This is a genomic window from Pedobacter sp. MC2016-24 (assembly GCF_015223055.1).
GTDB lineage: Bacteria > Bacteroidota > Bacteroidia > Sphingobacteriales > Sphingobacteriaceae > Pedobacter.
Genome location: NZ_JADFBX010000001.1, coordinates 907,635 through 933,069, shown reverse-complemented (window position 1 = coordinate 933,069; position 25,435 = coordinate 907,635). Strand labels below are relative to the sequence as shown.

At 42.4% G+C, this 25,435-nt stretch carries 24 protein-coding genes and 1 tRNA gene; 17 read left to right on the top strand and 8 right to left on the bottom strand.

Annotated elements, in window-relative coordinates; translation table 11 throughout:
- Window positions 1–7 precede the first annotated feature (7 nt).
- From IM797_RS04255 to IM797_RS04245, 3 genes are read left to right on the top strand one after another with little or no spacing between them, the layout of a single operon-like run.
- Entirely contained in the window at window positions 8–2,074 is a 2,067-nt protein-coding gene (locus tag IM797_RS04255) for a hypothetical protein (protein ID WP_228098704.1), read from the top strand.
- A gap of 14 nt (window positions 2,075–2,088) precedes the next feature.
- Window positions 2,089–4,254 (top strand): alpha-galactosidase, encoded by a 2,166-nt coding sequence (locus IM797_RS04250; RefSeq protein WP_228098703.1) that lies wholly within the window; start codon window positions 2,089–2,091, stop codon window positions 4,252–4,254.
- 2 nt (window positions 4,255–4,256) lie between these two features.
- Entirely contained in the window at window positions 4,257–5,816 is a 1,560-nt protein-coding gene (locus tag IM797_RS04245; protein ID WP_194125837.1) for a glycoside hydrolase family 28 protein, read from the top strand.
- On the opposite strand, the gene IM797_RS04240 is transcribed toward IM797_RS04245, so the two are convergent.
- Window positions 5,810–6,490 carry a YdcF family protein gene (locus IM797_RS04240; RefSeq protein ID WP_194125836.1) on the bottom strand — a complete coding sequence of 227 codons (681 nt, stop codon included), beginning with the start codon at window positions 6,488–6,490 and terminating at the stop codon, window positions 5,810–5,812. The two genes, IM797_RS04245 and IM797_RS04240, sit on opposite strands and share 7 nt — an antisense overlap.
- Before the next feature lie 162 nt (window positions 6,491–6,652).
- Here IM797_RS04240 and IM797_RS04235 point away from each other — a divergent pair, with 162 nt between their 5' ends.
- Window positions 6,653–7,417, top strand: a complete 765-nt coding sequence (locus IM797_RS04235) for a Ku protein (protein WP_194125835.1) — start codon at window positions 6,653–6,655, stop codon at window positions 7,415–7,417.
- On the opposite strand, the gene IM797_RS04230 is transcribed toward IM797_RS04235, so the two are convergent.
- Window positions 7,414–7,992 carry a DUF4142 domain-containing protein gene (locus IM797_RS04230; protein ID WP_194125834.1) on the bottom strand — a complete coding sequence of 193 codons (579 nt, stop codon included), beginning with the start codon at window positions 7,990–7,992 and terminating at the stop codon, window positions 7,414–7,416. The two genes, IM797_RS04235 and IM797_RS04230, sit on opposite strands and share 4 nt — an antisense overlap.
- A gap of 122 nt (window positions 7,993–8,114) precedes the next feature.
- Here IM797_RS04230 and IM797_RS04225 point away from each other — a divergent pair, with 122 nt between their 5' ends.
- The 3 genes from IM797_RS04225 (at window position 8,115) to IM797_RS04215 (ending at window position 11,870) form a co-directional block, all read left to right on the top strand.
- A complete protein-coding gene (locus IM797_RS04225) occupies window positions 8,115–10,106 on the top strand; it encodes a sensor histidine kinase (RefSeq protein ID WP_194125833.1) in 1,992 nt (663 codons plus the stop codon).
- 334 nt (window positions 10,107–10,440) lie between these two features.
- Window positions 10,441–10,818, top strand: a complete 378-nt coding sequence (locus tag IM797_RS04220; RefSeq protein WP_194125832.1) for a GreA/GreB family elongation factor — start codon at window positions 10,441–10,443, stop codon at window positions 10,816–10,818.
- A 143-nt stretch (window positions 10,819–10,961) separates the two neighbouring features.
- Window positions 10,962–11,870, top strand: coding sequence for an NAD(P)/FAD-dependent oxidoreductase (locus tag IM797_RS04215; protein ID WP_194125831.1), 909 nt, complete (start codon window positions 10,962–10,964; stop codon window positions 11,868–11,870).
- Here the strand turns inward: IM797_RS04215 and IM797_RS04210 are convergent.
- On the bottom strand, window positions 11,851–12,507 hold the full coding sequence (locus tag IM797_RS04210) for a DUF2306 domain-containing protein (RefSeq protein ID WP_228098702.1): 657 nt from the start codon (window positions 12,505–12,507) through the stop codon (window positions 11,851–11,853). The genes IM797_RS04215 and IM797_RS04210 overlap by 20 nt on opposite strands.
- Window positions 12,508–12,606: 99 nt before the next feature.
- On the opposite strand from IM797_RS04210, the gene IM797_RS04205 reads away from it, so the two are divergent.
- Complete coding sequence (locus IM797_RS04205) at window positions 12,607–12,789, top strand: hypothetical protein (RefSeq protein WP_194125830.1); 183 nt, start codon at window positions 12,607–12,609, stop codon at window positions 12,787–12,789.
- Window positions 12,786–13,190, top strand: coding sequence for a hypothetical protein (locus IM797_RS04200; protein ID WP_194125829.1), 405 nt, complete (start codon window positions 12,786–12,788; stop codon window positions 13,188–13,190). Before IM797_RS04205 ends, IM797_RS04200 begins: the two co-directional genes overlap by 4 nt.
- An 8-nt stretch (window positions 13,191–13,198) precedes the next feature.
- Here IM797_RS04200 and IM797_RS04195 read toward each other — a convergent pair whose 3' ends face one another.
- The 3 genes from IM797_RS04195 to IM797_RS04185 are packed head-to-tail and all read right to left on the bottom strand — an operon-like array spanning window position 13,199 to window position 14,581.
- Entirely contained in the window at window positions 13,199–13,762 is a 564-nt protein-coding gene (locus tag IM797_RS04195; RefSeq protein WP_194125828.1) for a DUF4256 domain-containing protein, read from the bottom strand.
- A gap of 24 nt (window positions 13,763–13,786) precedes the next feature.
- Window positions 13,787–14,254, bottom strand: a complete 468-nt coding sequence (locus IM797_RS04190) for an SRPBCC domain-containing protein (protein ID WP_194125827.1) — start codon at window positions 14,252–14,254, stop codon at window positions 13,787–13,789.
- A 6-nt stretch (window positions 14,255–14,260) separates the two neighbouring features.
- Window positions 14,261–14,581 (bottom strand): helix-turn-helix transcriptional regulator, encoded by a 321-nt coding sequence (locus IM797_RS04185; RefSeq protein WP_194125826.1) that lies wholly within the window; start codon window positions 14,579–14,581, stop codon window positions 14,261–14,263.
- 213 nt (window positions 14,582–14,794) lie between these two features.
- On the opposite strand from IM797_RS04185, the gene IM797_RS04180 reads away from it, so the two are divergent.
- Genes IM797_RS04180 through IM797_RS04170 form a run of 3 tightly spaced genes read left to right on the top strand, consistent with a single transcriptional unit; the run spans window position 14,795 to window position 17,455 of the window.
- On the top strand, window positions 14,795–15,481 hold the full coding sequence (locus IM797_RS04180) for a pitrilysin family protein (RefSeq protein WP_194125825.1): 687 nt from the start codon (window positions 14,795–14,797) through the stop codon (window positions 15,479–15,481).
- 3 nt (window positions 15,482–15,484) lie between these two features.
- Entirely contained in the window at window positions 15,485–16,162 is a 678-nt protein-coding gene (locus IM797_RS04175; RefSeq protein WP_194126123.1) for an insulinase family protein, read from the top strand.
- A 9-nt stretch (window positions 16,163–16,171) separates the two neighbouring features.
- Window positions 16,172–17,455: a pitrilysin family protein gene (locus IM797_RS04170; RefSeq protein ID WP_194125824.1), complete on the top strand. Its 1,284-nt coding sequence runs from the start codon at window positions 16,172–16,174 to the stop codon at window positions 17,453–17,455.
- On the opposite strand, the gene IM797_RS04165 is transcribed toward IM797_RS04170, so the two are convergent.
- Window positions 17,449–18,930 carry a hypothetical protein gene (locus tag IM797_RS04165; protein WP_194125823.1) on the bottom strand — a complete coding sequence of 494 codons (1,482 nt, stop codon included), beginning with the start codon at window positions 18,928–18,930 and terminating at the stop codon, window positions 17,449–17,451. The two genes, IM797_RS04170 and IM797_RS04165, sit on opposite strands and share 7 nt — an antisense overlap.
- Before the next feature lie 131 nt (window positions 18,931–19,061).
- Between IM797_RS04165 and yiaA the strand changes: the two genes are divergently transcribed.
- A complete protein-coding gene (gene yiaA / locus IM797_RS04160) occupies window positions 19,062–19,529 on the top strand; it encodes an inner membrane protein YiaA (protein WP_194125822.1) in 468 nt (155 codons plus the stop codon).
- A 116-nt stretch (window positions 19,530–19,645) separates the two neighbouring features.
- Window positions 19,646–20,068 carry a DUF1003 domain-containing protein gene (locus tag IM797_RS04155; protein WP_194125821.1) on the top strand — a complete coding sequence of 141 codons (423 nt, stop codon included), beginning with the start codon at window positions 19,646–19,648 and terminating at the stop codon, window positions 20,066–20,068.
- A 10-nt stretch (window positions 20,069–20,078) separates the two neighbouring features.
- Here IM797_RS04155 and IM797_RS04150 read toward each other — a convergent pair.
- Window positions 20,079–20,151 (bottom strand) — tRNA-Thr (locus tag IM797_RS04150).
- Between the two features lie 229 nt (window positions 20,152–20,380).
- Here IM797_RS04150 and IM797_RS04145 point away from each other — a divergent pair.
- The 3 genes from IM797_RS04145 to IM797_RS04135 all read left to right on the top strand — a co-directional run bounded on the left by IM797_RS04145 (window position 20,381) and on the right by IM797_RS04135 (window position 25,426).
- On the top strand, window positions 20,381–20,929 hold the full coding sequence (locus IM797_RS04145) for an RNA polymerase sigma factor (RefSeq protein WP_194125820.1): 549 nt from the start codon (window positions 20,381–20,383) through the stop codon (window positions 20,927–20,929).
- Between the two features lie 64 nt (window positions 20,930–20,993).
- Window positions 20,994–21,980: a FecR family protein gene (locus IM797_RS04140; protein WP_194125819.1), complete on the top strand. Its 987-nt coding sequence runs from the start codon at window positions 20,994–20,996 to the stop codon at window positions 21,978–21,980.
- 149 nt (window positions 21,981–22,129) lie between these two features.
- On the top strand, window positions 22,130–25,426 hold the full coding sequence (locus tag IM797_RS04135; RefSeq protein ID WP_194125818.1) for a TonB-dependent receptor: 3,297 nt from the start codon (window positions 22,130–22,132) through the stop codon (window positions 25,424–25,426).
- Window positions 25,427–25,435: the final 9 nt, after the last annotated feature.

Here is a 25,435-nt window from a genome sequence, read left to right as displayed (position 1 = left end):
TTATTCAATGATGAAGATTTTTTTTTACAGACCATGTAGGATTGCAGTTGTCTTTTTTTTGCTGACCCGGCTTTGCCATGCACAACAGTCTGTTCATTTGCCGAAACAGCAGGATCGCTGGGTGATACAACCAGACGGCAGTATACTTTGGAACATCAACAGTACTTTTCCGCATACCGATCATATTGAAATGGCCGGTGAGCGGGTTGCCATATGGATTGAGTATAGCCTGGATAGTCTCAAAAGAACCAGGATTAGCCGGACACTTGTTTTTCCAACATTCAGAATGTTGCCTGATGTTACCAGGTCTCATGTTTCCTATACTTTTCAAGACAATGAACTGCCACGGTTTTACATCAATAAAAGACTACTTGATTTTGGAACAGTTCAAAGTGGAAAATCCGGTAATTTAGGCTTTGATGTTAAAAGCATCAGCCACAAGGGCATCATGCGCATACAGGCAGAAAGCGGAAAGCCGACTTTGGTGACCATCCAGCGGAGTTTTTATCCTGCTGTGGATCAGGCAATGGCCATAGAGAAGTTTGTTTTTACCAATGTATCGGAAACCGATTTGCCCATTACTATGGAATACATGAAAAAAGAAATGCGTACTGATCCGTCCAGAAGTAAAGGGCAGTCGCATAGTGTGGTTATGGGAACAGCAGGTGATGGAAGTAAAATGGTTAAACCAGGGGCATCTGTAACTTTTGCGGTTTATTATCTGGCCAGCGACCAGCCTGATCAATTGCCGGTAGTGAATGCAGATCAGGAAGAACAGAAACGCCTGGCGCGTGTGACAGAGATCCTGGCTCCGTTAAAACTGGAAACCCCGGATAAGGTGTTGAATACGGCTTTTGATTTCGCTAAAATCAGGGCAACAGAAAGCATTTATAAAACAAAGGGTGGCTATATGCATGGACCTGGAGGTCTGGCATATTATGCCGCAATATGGGCGAATGATCAGGCCGAATACATCAACCCTTATTTTGCATTTTCAGGTGATCGTATTGGCAATTTGTCTGCCATGAATTCCTACGCCTGGTTCGGTAAATACATGAATCCGGAATATCGGGCCATTCCAAGTTCTATCGTAGCAGAAGGAGATGCGGTATGGAAAGGCGCCGGCGACCGGGGTGACCAGGCTATGATTGCCTATGGTGCCTCACGTTATGCATTGGCTAATGGAAATATAGATTCTGCCCGAAAATTATGGCCATTGATTGAATGGTGTCTGGCCTACAATAAACGAAAAATGAATGAGGAAGGTGTGGTTACTTCAGATAAAGATGAACTGGAAGGCCGTTTTCCTGCAGGGAAAGCCAATTTGTCGACGAACACCTTATATTATGATGCTTTACGTTCATCGGTATTTTTGGGACAGGCCCTCGGGAAGCCCAAAAGTCAAACTGATGCTTATCGAAAAGAAGCCGATCTGTTGAAAGCCAATATCGAAAAGTATTTTGGTGGTCAGGTTGAAGGCTTTGAGACGTATAAATACTACGAAGGTAACGACGTGCTTCGCGCCTGGATCTGTCTGCCTTTAACGATGGGGATTTTTGACAGAAAGCAAGGTACTATTGATGCTTTATTTTCTCCCAGGTTGTGGACTGCAGATGGGCTGGCAACCCAGGCTGGAAAGGACACCTTTTGGGATAGATCTACATTATATGCTTTGAGGGGCGTATTGGAAGCGGGTGAAACGGAAAAGGCGATCGATTTTATCAAATATTATTCCCGCCGTCGTTTACTGGGCGATCATGTTCCTTATCCTGTCGAGGCTTATCCTGAGGGCAATCAACGTCATTTGTCAGCAGAGAGTGGTTTGTATTGCCGGATCTTTACAGAAGGCTTATTTGGGATGCGTCCGGTTGGTTTGGCCAGCTTCGAATGTACACCCAGATTGCCTAAAGACTGGAACTTCATGGCTTTACGCCAGATACACGCCTTTGGAAGTGTATTCGATCTGGAAGTGCAGCGCACTGGCCGGGATAAATTGACAGTATCCATTAAAAATCCCGGCAAAGACCTTCAATATCAAATGAAGGTTGGAACCACCAAGTTGATTAAATTGTGATGAAAATATTAAATATGACCAAACCTATCAGTTGTTTTTTGATGATTTTTGGTTTGGCTACTGCAGTGTCCGCACAACATGGAAAACAAATTGTTGTCGCAACCAAAAGCACCACGCTTATTTTTACCGTATCCACTGATCAGAAACTGTATCAAAGTTACCTTGGTCAGAAATTAACAAATCCTGCTGATCAGGACTTACTGACAGCAAGCCGTAAAGGTGCGTATATCGCCGCGGGTATGGAAGATCTTTTTGAACCGGCCATTCGTATGGTCCATGCAGATGGTAACCCTTCACTGGATTTGAGGTACGTGACACATAACCAACATCAGGACGATGAAAATGTCACTACCACAAACATTATGCTTCAGGACCCAAAATATCCGGTAGAAGTGGTGCTGCATTTTACGACTTACAACCAGGAAAATGTGATTAAAGAATGGACAGAAGTCAGACATCATGAAAAGAAACCGGTTACACTAACCAATTATGCCTCTTCAATGCTCCATTTTGAGGCTTCTAAGTATTGGCTCAGTCAGTTTGACGGGGATTATATGACGGAGATGCGCATGAAGGAAAGCCAGTTGACCCCGGGTATAAAAATCCTGGACAGCAAGTTGGGTACACGGGCACAAATGTACCGCTCTCCTAGTTTTTACCTCTCGTTAAACAAACCTTCCGACGAAAATTCGGGTGAGTTGATTGCAGGAACCCTGGCCTGGTCCGGGAATTTTCAATGTTCTTTTGAAATTGATCAGCAAAATTCATTGCGCATGATTACCGGAATGAACCCTTATGCTTCTGAATATAAATTGCTGCCTGGAAAAACATTCGAAACTCCAGCTTTTATCTTTACCTATACCAAAAGTGGTAAGGGCGATGCCACGCGGAATTTACACCGTTGGGCCAGGAATTATGGGGTTTTGGATGGCAACAAACCAAGGTTAACCCTTTTAAACAATTGGGAGGCAACACATATGGATTTTAACCAGGATGTGCTGGTTGAACTGTTTGACGGAGCCAACAAGCTTGGTGTAGATCTGTTCTTGCTGGACGATGGTTGGTTTGGCAATAAATATCCAAGAGATGCGGATAAAACAGCACTGGGCGACTGGCAGGCTGATCGAAAAAAGTTACCCGGTGGCATTGGTTACCTGGTGAATGCGGCCAATAAAAAACACTTGCAGTTTGGAATCTGGCTGGAGCCTGAAATGGTAAGTCCCAAGAGTGAATTGTACGAAAAACATCCCGACTGGATTTTGAAATTGCCAAACCGGGAAGAATCGTATTCCCGTAATCAATTGGTGCTTGATTTAATCAATCCTAAAGTGCAGGATTTTATATACGATATGGTCAATGAACTGCTGATTAAAAATCCGGGGATTGCTTTCATTAAATGGGACTGTAACCGGATGCTGACGAATAGCTATTCTCCATTTTTAAAGGACAACCAGGGTAATCTGTTCATCGACTATAACAGGTCCCTGTTTGATATCCTGAGACGTTTGCGGGAGAAACACCCGCATTTACCCATCATGCTTTGTGCAGGTGGTGGCGGAAGGGTGGATTATGGCGGTTTAAAATACTTTACAGAGTTTTGGCCGAGTGACAATACAGATGCATTAGAAAGGGTATTTATCCAGTGGGGATACCTTAACTTCTTTCCGTCCTTAACGGTGTCAAGTCACGTCACATCTATGGGGAAACAGTCCTTGAAATTCCGCACAGATGTAGCCATGATGGGTAAGATGGGCTATGACATTCGGGTAAAGAACCTGACACCAGAAGAAATTAAGTTCAGCAATCAGGCGGTAAAAACCTACAAACGAATCAGTGAAGTTATCTGGTTCGGTGATTTGTATCGCCTGGTTTCACCCTACGAGGAGAATCGTGCAGTGTTGATGTATGCCAGTCCGGATAAATCCAGCGCTGTACTTTTCAATTATCTGTTAAATTTCAGGCGTAAAGAATATATGGGCAAAGTCCTGCTACAAGGTCTGGATCCGATGAAAAGATATCAAATTCGGGAAATCAATCTGCTTCCCGATACTAAATCTACCCAGGCCGAAGATGGAAAAACATACAGTGGCGATTACCTGATGACAGTAGGTTTAAATCTTTCTGCTGGTAAAATTGCGCCATTAACAAGTGCCGTATTTGAACTTATTGCAGAAAAATAATCATGAAAAAAAAATTGTTTTATAAGATACTGGTTAGTTTATGGATGATCACAGCGCTTACCCTTTCGGTAAGTGCTGCTGATTTTAACATTTTAAGGTTTGGTGCTGTAGCAGATGGTAGCACCATCAATACCATAGCCATACAAAAAGCCATTGATGCTTGCGAACAGGCTGGCGGTGGAAAAGTTATTTTTCCGGAAGGACGGTTTTTATCGGGTACTATCGTGCTGAAAAACAAGGTCGTATTGCAGATTGATAAAAATGCGGTATTACTGGGCAGTACAGATCTTAAAGATTATCAGAATCTGGACCCTTTTACTGAGGGGCTTGGTATTGATGTAGGCTGGGCTTTGGTGGTTGCAGTGGATGTGAAAAATATCGGGATCATTGGGGAGGGTACAATTGACGGACAAGGTCAGGCAATAAAGGAAAGACAAATCCTGAAGGATACCAGACCAGAAGGTCAGCGGTGGGGGCTAAGGCCTTTCCTTGTGCGTATTGTGCGTTGTACTGGCGTACATGTTAAGGGTGTAACCTTAAAGTATGCCGGGGCATGGACTTCTCATTATTTTCAAAGCAAAGACATTCGCATTGAAGGGCTGAAAATTGAAAGTTTTGGTGTTGCGCACAATGATGGGATAGACATAGATGGTTGCCAGGATATGATCATCAGGGATTGTGATATTGTAAGTGGAGATGATGCGCTGGTTTTCAAAACAACTTCCAGTAAAATGTCCTGTAAAAACATTCAGGTATCAGGTTTAAAGTTGAAAAGTAATCAGGCTGGAATTAAAATGGGGACTGAATCTATGGCTGCATTTGAAAACATCAAAATCACGAATTGTTATATTTATGATACTAAAAATGGAGGAATAAAACTTCTGACTGTAGATGGCGCCCATTTAAAAAACATAGAAATTTCAGACATCACCATGGATCAGGTGCGCACACCGATGTTATTCAGGCTAGGTTCAAGGTTAAGTGTGTTCCGTAAAGCAACAGATACCAGGCAAGTCACAGGCGTTTTCGAAAATGTACGGATCAAGAATGTAAAAGCGATGGCTTCTGCAAATGCCCAGTTAATGCCGCCAAGTGGAATTCTGATTAGCGGCGTGCCTGGTCATGCCATTAGCAATCTGACTTTAGAAAATATTGAAATTACTTTAGCCGGTGGAGGTTTGGCCGAACACGCCCATCAACAGGTTCCTGAAGCTATTGATCAGTATCCGGAAGTGAAGACTTTTGGACCGCGTGTACCGGCATACGGAGTTTGGGCCAGACATGTTAAAGGACTGCGGTTGATCAATGTTAAATTCCACCTGGAAAACAATGACCTGAGACCTGCGCTGGTTGTGTCAGATGGCAAAAATATCGAGGTTGACCATTGGGAAATCCCAGAAACAACTGGTGCCGAGGCTATTATTCGGTTAGAAAATGTGGAAAATGCACTAATTCAAAATTTAACAGGAACAGGTCTGGTCAAACAGCTGGTACAGCAGGTGGATCATACCAGGGGCGTTCGGATTGTAAATGCTCAAATTAAAAGCAGCAAGGCTCAATAGCCAGTTAAATCTTGCACCAGAGCTAATTTCTCCTGAATCTCTAAAATTGGAAAATCACCACGCATACCATATGTTTTTAAACGCAGGTATTCTCCCCATACTAAGCCCTGGCCGTAATTGGTTTTATACCAGCGCGCTTTGCTTACCGGGTATTCAAAGAATTTTGAAGGCAGTGGTAAAGGAATACAGTAGACTGGTATGTCGGGGAAATACTTTTTTAAAGACAAAGCGCAACGTGTGGAGGCATAAGAATGCGCCAGGAAAGTCATGCTTTTGATGTGCTGGAAGGAGAATATTTTCTGTGCTTCAACAATATTCTCTATCGTGTTTTTCGACTTGTTCTCAGTATAAATGTATTTATCGGGATAATTCTGCAGGGCAATGAATGATTTGATCCGTTCAGATTCTGCCTGTTTTTTATAAACTGAACCAGTATAATTGGCTACACCACCCGTAATCACAACCTGGTTGATGTAGTTTTTATCCAGCATATAACTGATTAAATCGGCAATCTCCTTATGTTGTACATTCGAACCAAATACGAACAACACATCCGATGGGCCTAAATGTTCTTCCTGAAAGCAAAGGGAAGTTAAAGCTTCAATCAATTCGGCATCCATATCCGGATTTTTGGGAACCTTTTGTATTTCTCTTTGTAATTCTAGTATCTCCATGTAATTTTCTTATCAATACATAAACGTCAAAAACCTGAATATTGCTACAGGTAAAACGAGAAATATTTTTCCAAACATAACAGAATTTGTGCAGATCAAACATTTTAATGTACAACTTGTTCTTTAAACTGAAATTCAGTACACCATTTAACGGAATGATTTATGAGATCGATATGGAAAGGATCTATCGGATTTGGCTTGGTCAATATCCCTGTAAAGTTGTTTTCGGGCATCCAAAGTAGTTCGCTTGATTTAGATATGCTGGATGAAAGAGATCATGCCAACATTAAATTTAAACGGGTAAACGAACAAACGCATAAGGAGGTGCCTTATGATAAAATTGTGAAAGGTTATTTACTGAACGATCAGTATGTTGTGTTGGATGAACATGATTTCGATGAAGTAAAGCCTGAGAAAACAAAGGTGATTGAAATTGAAAATTTTGTTGATATCCAGGAGATTAATCCAATTTATTACGAGACTTCCTATTACACCCAACCCGAAAGTCAGGGCCGTAAAGCGTATGCGCTGTTGTTAAAAGCACTGGTCAAATCTAAGAAGGCCGGAGTTGCCCGTTTCGTGCTTCGTAATACGGAAAACCTTTGTGTCATTCATCCCATGGAAGATACTATTGTGATCACCAAGATTCGTTTCCAGGAAGAGATCCGAAGTCCTAAAGAAGTACAGATTAAAGATACGGTGACCATTAATCCCAAAGAACTCCAGGTCGGTCTGGCTTTGATCAAACAATACACCTCGGCATTTGACATCAGTTCCTTTAAAAATGACTATTCAAAAGAATTGCTAAAGATCATCAAAGCCAAGGCGAAAGGTAAGCGGGCAACAGTTAAGAAAATCAAGCCCAAGAAAGCCAGCAGCGACAATTTGTACGACCAGTTGATGGAAAGTCTGACCAAAAGGGCTTAGTGTAATTTTTCATGGATATCGGTTCCCATTTTGTATTGTGCTTCGAGCCTGCCCAGGTATTTAGCCGCAAAGTTCCGGCTTGGCGTGTCGCCCAGTGTACTTGCCGATTTAAACAAGTCCAGGTTGGTGATTTGGCTTTTGACCATCATCTCCATATAGTGCTTGTCAAAATCCGCAGCTGCCATTTTTTTCATGTCCTCAATATGTGCCAGATCTGATGCTGGCAGGGCTGTTGGCAGGGCTATTTTTTTCTCTGCTGCCAGGCTTTTAAGCCCTTCTGATATTTTGGTCTGATCTGCTATTATTTTTTTGGCAAAATCTTTAACCTGCGGACTGTTTGCTTTTTCTAAGGCTGCCTGGCTCAAACTCAATTCTCTGACACCGGCCATGGCTGCCTCTTTGATAAACACAGGATAATCTGCGCCACGGTTAATTCCAGACGTATCTGTAACCGCATCTTTCATGGTTACCGAATCTGCCGGTTGTTTGTCTGCAGCCTTTTTATTATTACTTTGGCAGGCTTGAAAAATGCAAAAACCAAAGAGCGCAACAATTGATAAGTGTTTAGTTTTCATGATGTTCGTTTTGTATAAAGACAACCGAGATGCAGATTTGTTTTAAAGCAAAATACATACATAAATTCTTTTGCTGTAATAATTTGGATACTTATCTTAACTTTGGATAATCAACCAGATGTATGCGCTACCCCTCTATATTTGTTATAGTTTTTTTATGTATTACTCAAAGTTTTGGACAAAAGGTCATTCATCTGGATGCTAATTTTCCTTATCAGAATATCGGAAAGTATGTCAGATATCTGGAAGATAAAACAAAAAAACTTCAGCTGGATGACATTAAGAAGCTGGATCAGCAAGGTAAATTTCGTACTTCTGATTTGGAAATCCTTTCTCTGGGAAATAGGAGGGCTGCATTTTGGATCAATATTCAATATGTTAACCAAAGTAACAGTAAGGCTTTTCTGGTGCTGGATGCCCCTAATATTGAAAGTATAGATGTTTACTTCAATGCGGTAGATGGAACACCGGCAAAACTGCATTCTGGTAGCCTGGCATCCGAAAGTCCGACCGTAATTGCCTCCAACAACTATATCTTTAACCTGGCAGATTCAAGTCCGGGTGTACAGTCTGTTTATATCCGCGTAATCACCAATAACCTCCTGGTGTTACCCATGAAACTGGCTACTTCAGAAACACTGATTGCCAACGGACCTAAAAAAGCACGGTACGAGTCGCTCTATATCGGCGCACTAATGATTCTGTTCCTGTTCAACCTGTTTTTGTACCTCAGTTTTAAGGACCATACCTTTTTATATTATAGCTTATACGTAGGTGCTTTTTTTATCTATCTGATCTTTTACCTTCGTGGTTACAGTTATTTTTTTGGCGCCGATTTCAGGCGTTTCATTAACCTCTATCCACATGTGTTTTTAAGTGTTTCCTGTATCTCTTCGGCCATTTTTTCCATTAAATTCCTGGATGTAAAGCGCAAGCTACCGCAACTGATGATTTACTACCAGGTTGTAATTGGTATTTGGGGGGGCGTGTTTTTAATGAGCGCATTCGGATACAAGGGAATTGTTGCCGGACTTGTGGGATATCTCATATTTGGTTCGAGTGTATTTTTGTGGTTTGCGGGGATGAAATCCTATCTAAACGGACATAAACCTGCTTTATATTACATTCTGGCCTGGGGTTTTTTGAGCATATCTATTTTATGGATCACGTTGATTTTATTCGGTGTATTTCCCTACACAGACGCTGCGTTTTATATCGTACCAGCCGGAACTACCATCGAGCTTTTGCTGTTGTCTTTTGCCCTGGGAGCAAGATTTAACGACATCAGAAAGCAGAATTTAAGTTTGGTTAATACGCAAAAAGCGCGCCTGGAAAAACTGGTGCAGGGGCGTACATTGAAATTAAATCAAAGTGTGAGTATGCTCAAAGAACGTACCGCTGAACTGGACCAGACGGTTAAAACACTTGAACATACCAACGCAGTTAAAAATAAGCTTTTTTCGATCATTGCACATGATTTACGTAGCCCGTTTAACAGTTTAATGAGTATTTTTTCGCTAAAAGACATGAATGCGCTTGACTTTGAGGAGCTCAAAATGCTGCTGAATGAGAGCCGAAAGAATATAGAAAACATCCATACTACTTTGGATAACCTGCTTTACTGGGCCAAAAGTCAGATGGATGGCGTGACTGCCCGACCTGAGTTATTTGATTTAAATTCGGTTGTAACTGAACTGATGTCCGTTTATCAGCCACTCAGCAGGCGTAAGTCTATTGACATTGTTCTGGCTGCCCCCCAGGAATTGTGGGTGTACGCCGATCCCAACCAGATCCAGCTGGTGCTGCGTAACCTGTTTGACAATGCCATCAAATTTACTCCGCTTCGGCACACCATAACTATAGCTGTACACGCCGATGGTACTTCTGCCCGAGTTTGTGTCAGTAACCCGGTTTCGGATATAGCCAAAATAAATGTAGAACATTTTAATGCCGGGGAAGCCTATTCGCCTGCATATGGTACGGATAACGAAAGAGGAGTGGGGCTTGGTCTTCATTTATGCCGCGAGTTTGTGTACCAGAATGGAGGAGAGTTTCAGGTAAAAGTAGCCGCTGAACAGGTATTATTCGGCTTTACATTACCTGGAAAAGCATAATTCTGTAATATTAAAGTGTGTTCTTCACCGATTTTCTTTTAAATGGCTTACAGATGCTATCTTTAGCTCAATGAATCCTGTCAGGCCTTTAAATTTTTTATTTAATGTTCAGCTCGCATCAAAATTGCGTCATGCTGTATTGAAATCTGGCCGTTTTGTTTGTCTTCATGCCGCACTTGGCGATGCTTTACTAAAAAGTAGTAAGGACTTTATTCTTTAGGCCCCAGCCTTTTCAAAAGGTTTGGGGGATATAAGCCCAATTCATTTTCTTATTTCTCCTTTACTCAGGCTGGGGCTCGGTTTGCCTTATTTATTCAATTTAAACATCATGATCATGAACAATAACTCAATTGTTATTTCAACCGGATTGTTTGACCTTTTAAAGGATCACATCAGAAGAAGAAAACTTAGTAAATACAACCAGGAAAAACTGGAACTGGAACTGCGCAATGCTACCCAGATTTTAAATAAAGATATTCCTGAAAACGTAGTAACAGTAAATACCAGAGTAAGGATTAAAGCACTTGAAACCGGCGAGGAGGTAACACATACCCTCGTAGCACCTAAAAAAGCCAGAAATAAGCACAATACCTTATCCATTTTATCGCCAATTGGTGTAGCTATTATCGGCTATGCCGAGGGGGCTGAAGTTTGCTGGGAAATGGAAGCCGGAGTAAAAAACTACCGAATAGAGCAGGTAACCCGGTTTTAAACCAAATGGAAACGACATCTTTGCTAAAGATGTCGTTTCCATTTTGAAATTGATTTTCATTGGATGACACTTTCATTTGAATGTCAATAATGCAATTAAGTTGCAACTGTGTTGCATGAATCACTACTTTTGAAGAAAAAACTATGGAAAATAAAACAAGCTTTGACGTGGTCATTATAGGTGGGAGCTACGCTGGATTGTCGGCTGCTATGACCCTGGGCAGATCTTTAAAAGAGGTTTTAATTGTGGACAGTCAGCGGCCCTGTAACCGGCAAACGCCGCATTCCCATAACTTCATTACTCAGGATGGTGAGAAGCCTGCTGAAATTGCTGCAAAGGCAAGGGCGCAGGTACTGGCCTATCCATCTGTAAAAATCCAGGCCGGACTGGTAACTGCGTTAGAGAAAAAGGATACAGGTTTTATGGTAAAAACAGAAGTGGGTGAAACCTTTACTGCCAAAAAGGTTTTGTTTGCTACCGGGATTGTGGACGAGATGTTGCCGGTTAAAGGATTTGAAAAATGTTGGGGTATTTCCATTCTGCATTGCCCGTATTGCCATGGGTATGAAGTGCGTAATCAGGCCTTAGCTGTACTGGCCAATGGTGATGCGGGTTTTGATTTTAGCTTGTTTATCAGGAACTGGAGTGAAAATCTGATGTTGTTTACCAATGGTCAGTCTACACTTAATGCGGTGCAAGGCGCTAAACTGGAAGATAAAGGGATTACTGTTGTAGAAACTGAAATTTCTGAATTTATACATGAAGACGGGCAGCTGCGATCGGTGGTATTCGCAGACGGGCGTGAAATTGCTTTGGATGCCATCTTTGCAAGGGTTGGATTTAAACAGCACAGTGAATTGCCATCGCAGCTGGGTTGTGCCCTGAACGAACAGGGTTTCATTCAAACCGACGATTTCCAGCGGACGAGTGTACCTGGTTTATATGCTGCCGGAGACAATTGCACGCCTTTCAGATCTGTTTCAGGAGCTGCTGCCGCAGGAACAAAGGCTGGTGCATTGATTAACAAAGAGCTTATTGAGGAGCAGGCTTAGCATTTTGGATGACATAGTAGATCAGCAGTTCGGCAATCAGTAAATTACCAAGCCATCCCAACCAGGCTACTACCTGGTAAACATCCATGGGCCGGGGTTCAAACAGCACAACAAACAGCCATTTCCATAACCTTAGGCTCAATGCCGATAAAGTTAAAGCATAGCTTCTGTACATCCAGATTTTATGGGCGCGGATATTACCGGTATAGGCTGCATAAAACGCCTTATAGGTGAACAAAATCCAAAGTATACTTAAGATGGAAAAGGCCAGTTGCGCAGTTAAACCACCATTGGCATGTATACTCATCACCAATCCGGCGGGGCCGGCAACAAATAGAATTGCCGCTACATAAAACCTGCCGAACCAGCGGTGAAAGCCAGGGTAGCTTTTTCTCAATTGTGCCGGAAATTGAATCATTCCGGCCAGGAGAATGAGCATGCTGGTGTAAACGTGACTAAAAAAAGCAATCTGATAATACCTTCTTCCCACCACATCCTCTTTGATGCTTAAAAATGCAGCCTGCAAGTTTACGGGTATGTACTGCAGCGTAATCAGCAACATCAGGTAACAGAAATAAACCAGCAAAAGATACCAGGTATAAAGTGCTGTTTTTTTAGCCCCTTCTGAAAACATCATAATTTAGACCGCTGAGGTAAATAGCTACTTTCATAGTTCAGATTTGAGGTTAAATATACGAAAGCTGTTTTATCCCAATTATTTTTTATTATTTGCGGTATGATAAGACTGAACAACGATACCCCTTCAGATGTGTTGCAGGACGTTAAAAAAGGCGATCTGGTGACAGATACTTTTAGTAAAACGGGCCTTGTTGAAGAAATTGAAATTTCTGATGATGGCTTATACCGGGTTTATAAATTTTTATTGGTTACCGGCAGGAGCATCACAGTAAAGAAATGAAAGCCATTCGGATCATCATCTGTTGTTGTTTGCTGGTGTTTACACAACAGGGTGTAAAAGCGCAATCTAAGGCAGAAATTAAACAGGCCAAACATCTTTTTGATGGGTATTGGTTTAATCAGCAAGCCAAACGTTTTCTTTTCATTACGATTGAAAACAATGGCGAGGTACTGATTAACGATTGGACAGGTTCTTTTAAAAAACGGGGACATGCAGATGCCTATAAAGCCCACATTAAGGGCAGTACATTACAAATGCCCGGAGCCGAAGATGATCATCATGCCCCCGACTGCGAGATGCTGATTAAAAATAAAAGACTGTTGTTTCAGTGTAAAGGTCTGCTGACCCATACGAATGATTTTGTGGACAAAACCTTTTTTACGAGGTTAAAGCCCCAGTGATATTTACCTTAAACTTTGAGTAAACCACGGAACCCCCTGGCTGCATAATACGATTCAGCGCCATTGTGGTAAAGGAACACTGTATCGTACCGGCGGTCGCAAAATACAGCACCGCGTAATTTCCGGATCGGAGCGGGGGTTTGTATCCAGCTGGAGGTCTTGGTGTCAAATTTTCCATGTTGCTGCAAATTCCGGTACTGTTCTTCCGATAGCAGTGTTATGCCCATCGCAGCAGCCATGTCAACGGCACTGTTTTCCGGCTTAAACTCTTTTCTGCTGTCAAGTGCTTCGCGATCATAACACAGGCTTCTGCGGCCTTTTGGACTTTCGGCGGCGCAGTCGTAAAAAACATATTCATCCGTGTGTTCATCATAATCAATCACATCCGGTTCGCCGCCTGTTTGTTCCATTTCGTAGAGTGACCAGAGTTTTTCGCCACTGGCTTCCAGTTTGGCCTGTACTTTTTCCCAGGCTACGTTTTGATGACGGCTGATGTTTTGCTCAAACCGCTTTTTCAATACACCGATTAATTCGGTCTGGTGTTCGTTTGATAATTTTTGATCACTTTTCATGCTATGTTATTTTACGATAATCAATTATTTTAATTTATCTCCAATTTCCTGTAAGCGGTTATGTGCCATATTGATGCCTTGTACAAAAGGCAATTGCAGCACCTGGTTTCTTTGAGCCTGCGATTCGTATACGCTGCGCATCACCAGCTTGCTGCTGTTGTCGCTCAGTTTCTTAAATTCCAGAAAGTCCAGCTGAACCCCAAAAGGCGTATTCTCCATTTCAAAAGTCCGGATGATTTGGTCATTCAGCACAAAACTATGGATTGTTCCATTGGCACGGAATACCACATCCCCCTTGGCATTTTTAGTCTCAAACTGATAGCTGCCGTGTGGCTTGCTTTCTAATTTCAGTACATTGGTACCCATCCATTGGGCTACAATATCAGCTTCTGCAAAGGCTTTGAAAAGCAATTCCACAGGCAGTTCAAATGTCCTGGTAATCACTACTTCTTGCTTGCCTTCCTCGGCGTTGACTTTAGTTTTTTGTTCCATATGCTGTTAGGTGGATTGATGGTTTTTCATGATGGCTTCCAGTTTGTTAAAACGCTCGTCCCACATTTGCCTGAAGGGCTCAATGAAGTCGGCTATGGCTTTCATTTTTGTAGCGTTGGTTTGATAGTATACTTCCCTGCCGTTCTGCTTTTGCTCCAGAAGTTCACATTCGGTCAGGATTTGCAGGTGTTTGGAAACCGTTGGCCTGGCCGTATCAAAATTTGTTGCTATTGCACCCGCAGTCATGGATTGTGAGGCAACCAGCAGCAATATGGCCCTCCTGGTCGGATCAGCTATGGCTTGAAATACGTCCCTTCTTAAATTCATCGTGTAGTTATTTGACTACTAATATAAGTGTAGTTATTTAACTACGCAAATGTTTTTTTATGCGTTTTACTTCTTTAAAAATATTTATTGCAGATATTTAATAAAATATGGCTTTGCATCATAAAAATGAACCTTTGCCGGTTTTTGGGTTACGAAAATTGTTTTTATGGCGTAAATGTGGTTAATTAGGGCTAGTAATTAGCTAAATAAATTATGCGCTTCACACTCTTATTTACCACATTATCTTTAATGTGTCTGGGGACAATCAAAGCCCAGGTAGCCCCTGCAGCAAATACGCAATTCAAAAAATTACCCAATGGTCTGGAAATCCTGGTTGTTAAGGACAGTACAGTGCCTTTGGTTACCATCGAGATTGCCTGTCGAAATGGTTCTTTTACTGAAACAGCTGATTACAATGGGCTGAGTCATTTGTATGAGCATTTGTTTTTCAAGGCCAATAAAGACTATCCGAGTTATGACAGTTTTACCAGTAAAAGCAACGAATTGGACATCAGTTCCAATGCCAGAACACAGGAAGAGGTAGTCAATTATTATTTTACATTGCCTGCTGCCAATTTGAAGCAGGGGATGAAGTTTATGAATTCGGCCATACGTTATCCAAAGTTTGCCAAAGCAGAAATGACCCAGGAGAACGAGATTGTAAATGCCGAGTTTACGCGGCATGAATCCAGTCCTTTGTTTGCTTTGATGGAAGCAAACTCAAGACACATGTGGGGGGATAATTATTCACGAAAAAATGTGATTGGCAATCATGATGTGATCCTTTCAGCTACACCTGCAAAAATGGATGCGATACAGGCCAAGTATTATTGGCCAAACAATTCTTTATTGGTGATTGCCGGAGATGTCAATGTGCAAGAAGCATTTGCGCAGGCCTAACAAATTTTTGGCAGCTGGAAGCGTTCTGATTTTGATCCATTTGAAAAATGGCCCATTCCGGAAATGAAACCATTGGCCAAGCATGACCATTATATCGTAGAATCAGACAAAACCCCAATTCCTTACCTGCTGATCAGCTGGCATGGCCCAGACACCAGGAACGATATTCCTGCAACTTATGCCGCTGATGTTTTTTCCTTTATCGTGAATCAGAATGGTTCAAAAATGAAGCAGGCCCTGATCAATTCCGGCCTTGCCCAGCAAGCAGATGTCAATTATTATACGCAGAAATATACAGGGCCGATCAGTTTTATGGTTAGTCCGAACCCGGGTAAAATTCAGGAGTGTTACCAGGAAGTGTTGAAGCAGATCTCCCGCTGGGATGAAGATGATTATTTGTCCGACGTTCAGATCGAGCGCGCCAAGCGTTTGTTGTCAATTGAGCAGGTAAAACGTAGGGAGGTCACTTCAGAATATGCACATTTACTTTCCTTTTGGTGGGCATCGGCTTCGGTTGACTATTATACCCATTATGAAGAGAACTTAAATAAAATTACACGGAAAGATTTGCTCGACTATGTCAGGGAATACATTAAAGATAAGCCCTATTGCGCTGGGATGATGCTGGATAAGGCTACCATTCAATCTGTTAAACCACAAGAATTTTTCAAATCCATTTAGTCGGTAATCATGAAACGATATTTATTTTTAATGCTTTTGTCGATTTGCTTTTTATCGTCATTTGCGCAGTATAAGACGGTGTCATTTGATGTCAACGGACTTAAAGTAATTTTCAGACCAACACAAAAAGAAACGGTCAGCATACGCATGTATTACAAGGGTGGCGTAATGAATTATGATCCTGAGCAGGGCGGGATTGAAAACTTAGCACTTTCGGCTGCGGCAACGTGTGGTACTACAAATTATAAAGTAGATGATTATCATGAATTGGCTGATGAATATGGAATTGAAATTCAAGGCGGATCAAAGCGCGACTATGGCATAATCGGTATGGATTGCATCAGCAAATACTTTGATCAGGGTTGGAAATTATTTGCCGCTGCCATTGTTAATCCGGTCTTCGATCCTGCAGAATTTCAGAAGGAAAAAGAGAGGGCCATATCTTCGGTTTATGCACTCAAGTCTGCTCCGGAAAGCCGGATTAATCAAATGTCTGCCGCCGTCATGTTCAATGGCAATGCCTACGGCACTGATCCATTGGGTACCGAAAAAACATTGGGTGGTTTTACGGCAGACAGTGTAAAAAACTATTACCATAACATTTTATTGAATAAGAACCGGATGTTCCTGGTGATTGCCGGCAATTTTTCAAAGGAAGCATTGGAAAAAAAGATTGCAGAAGCATTTGGCACCCTTAAAGCCAAACCCTATGCAGCAGCTGCCTATATACAAAAACCTTTAGAGGGGGAGCGTTTTTTTGCAGAGAACCGTGCATTGGCTACCAATTACCTGAGTTGCATACTGAATGCTCCGGCTTTAAACAATCCGGATCATTATCCTTTTATTTTGGGTGTTAATGCTTTAAGCAGTTTTTTATATTATGAAGTCCGCACCAAACAAGGACTTTCTTATGCACCCCGGGCCAGGGTAAACGTACAACAGATCCCTTATACTGCTATGGATGTGAGCACGACACAACCGAAAAAAGCATTTCAGGCCATGGTTAATGTATACAAGCGTATTTTATCCGGAGGTTATAGCCAGGATTTATTGGATGGCATGAAGAAGAACTACCGCAATCAATATTACAGAGATCAGGAGAGTTCCAATTCAATTGTTGATGATCTGGGCGATGCAGAGGTGCTGGGTGGATATGAGTTACATGAAAACAAAGTGTCTGTCATCAATCAGGTTAAGCTCCAGGATATGCATACTGCATTGAATAAATACTTAAAAGGGGCGGTATGGGTTTATCTTGGCGACGAACAATTGGGTAAGGCTGTTTTTCAATAAAGGGTCAAAACAATTTGGTAAGCGGTCTTTTTCTCCAGTCGGGCAATCAACCAGGCAATGAAACTCAACGTAAAGATGTCGTTGTTTTCTGCGCTGTTCAGCTGCGCTAAGACCGCTTTTTTATAGTTCACTTCCAAAGCTGCATCGGGTTTGAGCAGGTATTTTTCAACAAGCTTCAGGTACGATAATACGCGTTCCTCCGAAGTCTTCAATAAGTACTTCTTGTACCGGCGTTGGAAACTGTTTAACCGGGATATGGCCAGTTCGACATTGGCGAACTGCGCCTGTACTAAAATCTCCATCAGATTTTTTCTGATGGTCCACAGCATGCCCATCTTTTTTTCATACCAGGCATCGCTGCGAGTCAGTAAAGTCAGTTGTTTCAAACTGCTTCGGTCGTTACATAAGGCCAAAAACATGGTCAGGCAAATGCGTAAGTCCTCAATGTCTTCCGGTTTAGACGATTGCATGGTGCGGGAGAGGGATTCCTGCAATAATGCGATCGCATCCTCAGCAAAGCCGGTATAGAACAAGTTTAGCGCAGAAAGTAACTGGTGGCGTAGATAAAACAGCTTTTCATAACGGCTGTCTGTTGCCATTAAATCCATCATTTCTTTAAGATAGGATGTGCTTTTTGCAAAATCTTTTCGGCGCAGGTGAAAGTTTGCCAAAAAATATAAAATGGAGATGTGGTAAAAAAGATAGGATTGTTTTTTATGCACTTGCTCCTGCATAAATCGATTTGTTCTTTTGATATAGCGTTCAATCAAACCATAATTCTGCTGGATCGCTGCGTATTCATTGGCGATGAAAAGAATCTGGTAAATGGACTTGTACGTCATCAGGTCCTGTGCAGAAATTTTGTATTTCCGGATGGTCGTCAGGATCAGGGCTGTTAAGTTGACAATTTTCCCTTTCAGATGTATTTCCTGCAATTCCTGCCTCAAAAAGGCGTAGGCCATATTGAGTTTAGCTTCGCGTTGCATGTCCGTCTGGTTGCGCAGGAAACGTGCAGTCAATGCTTCCAGATTTTCTGCGCCAGGCAAATGTGCATACTGCAGTTTTAAAAGCAAGAGCTCATTTAACAAATTAAACTGCTCCAAATGTTCAGCCAAATGTTCTGCTTTGTTCAAGCATTTAAACGCGATCTTCACCGCATCATTTTCCAGCAAAAAGCGCCCTACCACAACCAGGCGCAGCGCGTCATGGGTTTCAGAATGGCTGCTTTCAAAGGTTTTCTGAGATAAAAAGAGCAGCAGATTGTCCTGCAGTCTTTTACGTAAAGCATGGTAGGCATCGTTGTTTTTTGCCGGACTGTAGAGCTTTTTTAAGCCATCAATGTCGTCAGTTTCTATCAAATCGAATAACTGCAGGTTTTTGACATCATCTCTTTTGTTTTTTTGCTGTAAAAACTGCCTGAAAAGTCTTTTATCGCTACTATTGAGTAAATTGATCAGCTCCTGAATTGCATCCATATCGGGGTTTTAATGGCTGTAAAGGTATAATAAATGCCAGTTAATATCGTCAGTAATTCTCAAAATCTGCTTTTTATAGCATTGTTTTACATCACATATTTGCTTCATATTAATTACTAAAACAAAATAATATGGAACCGCTACAACAAAGAACAGAAGAAAATTCAAGTGCCGTAAAACAGGCTGAAAAAATTAGAAACCCGTTTAAACCGACTGCAGCATTTATTGGTGCTTCCTGGTTTGCCTTATTGACAGGAGGGGTGGGCTATTGCATTGGCTTGTGGAATGCCACGATGGAGTTGAACGAAAAAGGGTATTACTTCACCATTTTATTGTTTGGTTTATTCGCAGTAATCTCGGTACAAAAAAGTGTCAGGGACAGGTCGGAGGGACTCGCTGTTACAGACCTTTATTACAGCCTGAGCTGGTTTGCTACGATCGCTTCAATGATCCTGTTGACAATTGGTTTATGGAATGCAGACATTACGCTCAGTGAAAAAGGCTTTTACGCGATGGCATTTTGTTTAAGCATGTTTGCTGCCATTGCCGTACAAAAAAATACCCGCGACGCCAAAATGTTCGATGATAAGGAGCTGTAACTTAGCGGTTGCCATCCCCGCAGTGCATTGCCAGGCAAGCCTGCGGGGTTATTTGACCGTTTATTTATCGCCAGGCTGCTTTAATTATTCTCTATATTTAGAAAAATAATCTCAATATGAAACAAGGTAAAAACTGGCATGACTTGCATACGGCATCATCTACTTTCGGTCAAAGGCTTGCAGATTCTGTAGCGAATGGCATGGGCTCATGGCGCTTTATTATGATACAAACGTTGGCAGTTGCTTTGTGGATGGGACTCAATGTAATTGCTTTCGTTCAACATTGGGATGCCTACCCATTCATCTTGTTGAACCTGCTATTTTCAACCCAGGCGGCCTATGCTGCACCCATCATTATGATGGCCCAGAACCGGCAGAGCCAGCGTGACCGCGTACAGGCTGAAAACGATTATAAGACCAATGTGGAGGCAAAAAAGGAAATTGAGCAGCTCATGACCCGGCTTGATCATATTGAAACGGAAAAACTGGATAAGATTATGCTCATGTTGAAAAAACTGGAGAAGCAGGGGGGAGCATAATCTTTTGCAGAGCCTCCTATCGGAATCGAACCAATGACCTACTGATTACAAGTCAGTTGCTCTACCAGCTGAGCTAAGGAGGCTTTCTTTAAAATTCCTGTATTTGACTAACATTCAAATCTCTTAAGAGATTTTGGAATTGTTTAAATGAAAGGCTGCAAAGCTAGAAAAAAGTATCTTAAAACAAAATAAAAATATTGAATTTCCGGGTACAAAGAATTTTACCTTAACATAAAGTTAACCTACCGGTAGTTTTAGCTTTTGTAGGTTTGCATTGTGAATAATTTGTCTGACTCGCAGTTACTGTCTTTAATGCAGGAAAATAATGAGCAGGCCTTTTCATGTCTGATGAACCGTTATCATCATGTGTTGTTCAGGCACATTTCCCGAAGGATCCAGTCGGCCGACGATGCTGCGGAAATTTTGCAGGACATTTTTATTTCTTTGTGGAACAAGCGTTTCTCTGTATATGCAGAAGAATCCATTTATCCCTATCTTTTTAGGGCTGCAAAGTATGAAACCATAGACTGGATTGTTAAAAGGCAAAAGCAGATAGCCAGGGAATCTGTTTTGCTGGCACAAGAAGAACAATACGATTTTCCTGCCGAGGATGTGCTGATTGCCCGCGAGCTCAACGACCTGTTAACCGCAGAGGTCAATCGGATGCCACCCACAATGCGGGCCGTGTTTCAGTTGAGCAGGGAGCAATCCCTCTCTGTCAGCGACATTGCGAAATCGCTATCATTATCAGAACAAACTGTTAAAAATAACATTTCATTTGCACTTAAGCGTTTGCGTGTTACCCTTAAGCAGGAGCATTACCTGACCGTGGCAGCGGCGATACTTTCGGCCTTACGTTAAATTAACACAAACATCATGATTGCTTAACGGTACCTGCCGGTTCTTTTTAGGGTTATAAGGCTGAATGGATACAACAAGCAAGCCGGCAGGGGCCAAAGCCCTGCTTAAAAAATACCAGGACGGAAAATGTAACCCGGAAGAAGAACGCCAGGTTTTACGTTGGTATTATTCGTTTAATGAAGCAGACGACCTCGACCTGGAAGAGACAAACAGGATTCAGCTGTTGAAGCAGGTGAACCACAACGTGCTTACCGCCATAAAAGATCAGGTTGATCCAAAGTATAAATTGAGGTTTCGCATGCGGGCAGTGATGAGTATTGCCGCATCGCTGGCGCTGTTTTTTTCTGTCGCCCTATTTTTTTACAACCAACAAATGGAGGGCCGGCACAGTGCAAAACTAAATTATAGGAAAGTAATCACACTTGCAGGCCAGCGCAAGATCATCAGCCTGGCAGATGGTTCTAAGATCTGGCTGAACAATTCCAGTACACTGCGCTACCCCGAGCACTTTGCCGACAGTACCCGCACCGTTTTTCTGGAAGGGGAAGCATTTTTTGATGTAGCCCATGATTTGCGTAAGCCCTTTATTGTTGGCACCGGAAAGCTCAGTGTCCAGGTACTTGGAACTTCTTTTAATGTAAAACATGACCAGGCCGAACATCACATGGAAGTGGTGGTGGCCAGTGGCCAGGTGGGGGTAACGGACCCGAGCAGCAAACATACCTGGATGTTGCATCCAGGAGAACAGTTGGTTTATAATACTTTAACAGAAAAATCGGAAATGCGGGTAGTCGACCCTACAGATTATACCGGTTGGCAGGCAGGAGTGCTGGTGTTTAGGCATGAAAAACTGGAGGCAGTCTGTAAACGCCTCGAAAGATGGTATGGGGTAAGTATCCTGATTAGAACAGCCGCGCTTAAGAACAGGAAGATTAGCCTGAGACAAAAAGATGAAAGTCTGGAGAAGGTGCTTAAAATGCTTGGAAAGGCAGTAGGTTTTAAATATGTAAAATTAAACGAGAAAGGAGACTATGCCATAAGCAAAAAATAATCCATATCAACAAGAGAAAGAAGGAACGGAGGCATCTGACCTCCTCCGCTCCGCTAAGCTTTCATAATCATTGAGTACGAACAAAATAATCATTTAAAAAAACTATGTACAATTCTACAAAAAGAAGTGTAATTAAACTATTATATTTTATGTCGAGATTAACTTTTCTGATCACTGTTATCACGCTCACCTTTACGGGAGTGATACTGGCGTCTGGAGTAAAGTCTCAAAACCTTAAAGCGGTGAGGCTCTCCGTGAATACAAAAGGCTTATTACTGAAGGACATTCTGGCCGATCTTGAGCACAGATCAGATTTTAACTTTGTCCTTACAGACGAAATCGGGGCGATTGGCAACATACGCCTGACAGATCAAACAATTACCCTGTACGCTATTTTAGCGGAAATCGCACAGCAAAAGAAACTGGAGTTCAGCCAGGACGGCTACCTCATTGCCCTAAGCAAACTGGCCATCCCTCCAAAGCCTGGCCACATCTCCGGAAAAGTCACAGATGAGCGGGGCGAACCATTGCCGGGTGCTTCCATCAAAATCATAGAAACCAAACAAATTGTACAAAGCGATCCTAACGGGCGCTACAACATCAGCCTCCAGCCTGGAAGTTATACCCTGGAGTTCAGTTATATCTCCTTTCAGGGCCAGCGGGTAACTGGTGTACTGGTCAATGAAAATAAAAACACGCCTTTAAACATCGTTTTAAAAGTTGATTCCAAAGGACTGAAGGAAGTCATAGTAACTTCTGGCTACAAGAAAGCTTCCATAGCCAGTCTGTATGCCTTGCAGCAGAATACCTCCAACCTTTCTGATGGAATTTCGGCCGAGCAGATTGGTGCTACGCCCGATAAACATGTAGGTGAAACGCTGAAACGCATTACCGGAGTAAGTACCACAGACAACAAAAAAGTGGTGGTACGCGGTATTGCCGAACGATATAATGTGTCACTGTTAAACGGAAGTACCTTACCAAGTACCGATGTGCAGGAACGTGATTTTGAATTTAACCTCATACCCACCAGCCTGGTAGAGCAAATTGTTGTGGCCAAATCCATCACCGCAGATATGCCTTACGGTTTTGCAGGTGGCCTTGTACAGATCACCACCAAATCAGTACCCAACAGTAATTTTTTATCCATCAGTGCCGGTACCTCATTTAACAGCATTACTACCGGAAAAGATTTTATGGGTTACGGAAGGGGCAAATACGATTATCTGGGATTTGACGACGGTACACGTAACCATTTTCCAAAAGGGCTGTATAATCTTGGCGAATATAATCCTTCATTGTCCGATGAGCAGAACACGATCAAGGCGGCGCAGATTGGCGAACAGAACAAAAGGATTGGTGGTACCGAAAGATTAGGAACCAGGATTTTTCAAGCCATGCCTTCACAAAATTACCAGTTAAGTCTGGGCAGAACATACGCCCTGGATACTGTTCAACAACGTAAAATCGGATTTGTAGCCTCGTTAAGCTACCGGAATACGCAAAACAATGATGATATTGCGAGCATGCGCAGGGGAAGATGGAGCCAGCAACCCGTTAGGGGAGATGATCCTGACGATATCAACACCGGCAATATTTATGGGTTTAACACCACCTGGGGCCTGTTGGTCAATGGTGGCTTTAAAACCGCAGATCATCAGATCAATACCTACAACCTTTATACCCGTATTTTTGACAATCGTTTTAGCCGTATTACCGGATGGACGCATGAAAATCCGAAGGATGACCTTGCTCAAAAATTCCCTTCCACACAAGAGGATGACCGGCCTAAATTTACCGACCTGCTGCAGAACAAGGTGAGCGGTACGCATAGGTTCAATGCCATTAAACTGGAATGGAGCGCAGCACGGACATCATTAAAATCACTGGAGCAAGATGCCGTGGCCGCACAGCTGAGCAGTAGGGAAATCGTCAATAAAGCGCCTTTTTCCGGCTATGGTCCAAATAGCGCATCTGAGCCTGGTTTTGGTGAAGTGCACCGGGATCAGTACATCTATCAGGAAAAGAACTTTGATGCCACATTTAGTGCAGCCTACGATTTTAAGGTTGGAAATACGGCAAATACTTTTAAAACAGGTGTAAATTACCTGAAAAAGCATGCGGATTATAACTGGGGCATCCTACCGATCAGCATGAGCAGTAAATCTACTGTTCCAATCAATCAGATTCCTATTCAGGAATGGGGCAATTACATGGGAATGGAAGATGATGGACACAATATCTTTTATTTTCCGGCAAGATACTCGCTCAATGCCTTCGAAGCCAAAAGCGTAAACAAGGGTGCTTTTATGATGATGGACCATAAATTGCTGCCAAACCTACGCGTGGTTTATGGGCTGAGGGCAGATTATTTCAGACTTGACACCATTCAAAATTCGGCAAGTTTATTACGTGACATCGCTAGCAAACTTGTTTTTGATGAGGCAAAAGACTGGTATTTTATGCCATCAGCAAATGTCACCTATACACCGGTAAAAGACCTGAATGTGCGTGCTTCTTATGCCAAATCTGCGGTACGGCCGGGATTAATGGAGAATTCACGGTTCTCCCGTTTCAATCCAAACTATGGTTCGTACGTAAAAAGCAGCGGCGTATCAAGCACCATTATCGACAATTATGATGCGAAGATCGAATGGTTCCCCGGGGCAGGAGAATTGTTATCTGTAGGTTACTTCTACAAGTATTTTGATAAACCAGCAGAATATTACAGGGTAGACCGGGAAAACAATGGCGTGGGATATATCATCATCTCTAATTCTGACTGGGCAAAGGTAAAGGGATGGGAATTTGAACTGCGTAAAAACCTGGGTTTCATTAGCGACAATGCTGCTTTCCTGAGCCATGTTTACCTGAGCGGGAACCTTACCCTGCAAAAGTCATCGGTAAGGGCACGCGAGCTGCAAACCAAAACACTTCCCAACAAAACCGATTCAGTTTATTACATCTACCAGAAGTACCCACGCGCCCTTTACGGACAAGTTCCATTGCTTTATAATGCAGGTATACAATATGCGGGCGAAAAGCTTGGGCTGAACCTTACCTACAATTATGCGGGCTACAAAACCTTCATTACTGGTATTAGTCCCGATTTGATTGAATACGAAAGGCCGCGCGCTCAAATGGATGCACAGATCAGCTACAGATTTTTAAAAGGGAAAATGGAGACCAAATTGAACATGAGCAACCTGTTCAATGCACCGTTCAGGTATTTCATTAATGACGCCAGCACCTACGAACAAAAACCGGGGACAGAAAACGAGCTCAACCTGGAATGGAATGATAAATATAGCTACAAAGAAGGCTTCTCAGAGAAATTTGAAGCGGGATATACTGATCCGGAAACGAACAGAAAAGTTGGCGACCGACAGAGTTCTACGCGTTATACAGGCCGGACATTCAGTTTGTCATTTTCTTATAACTTCTAATTCCGCACA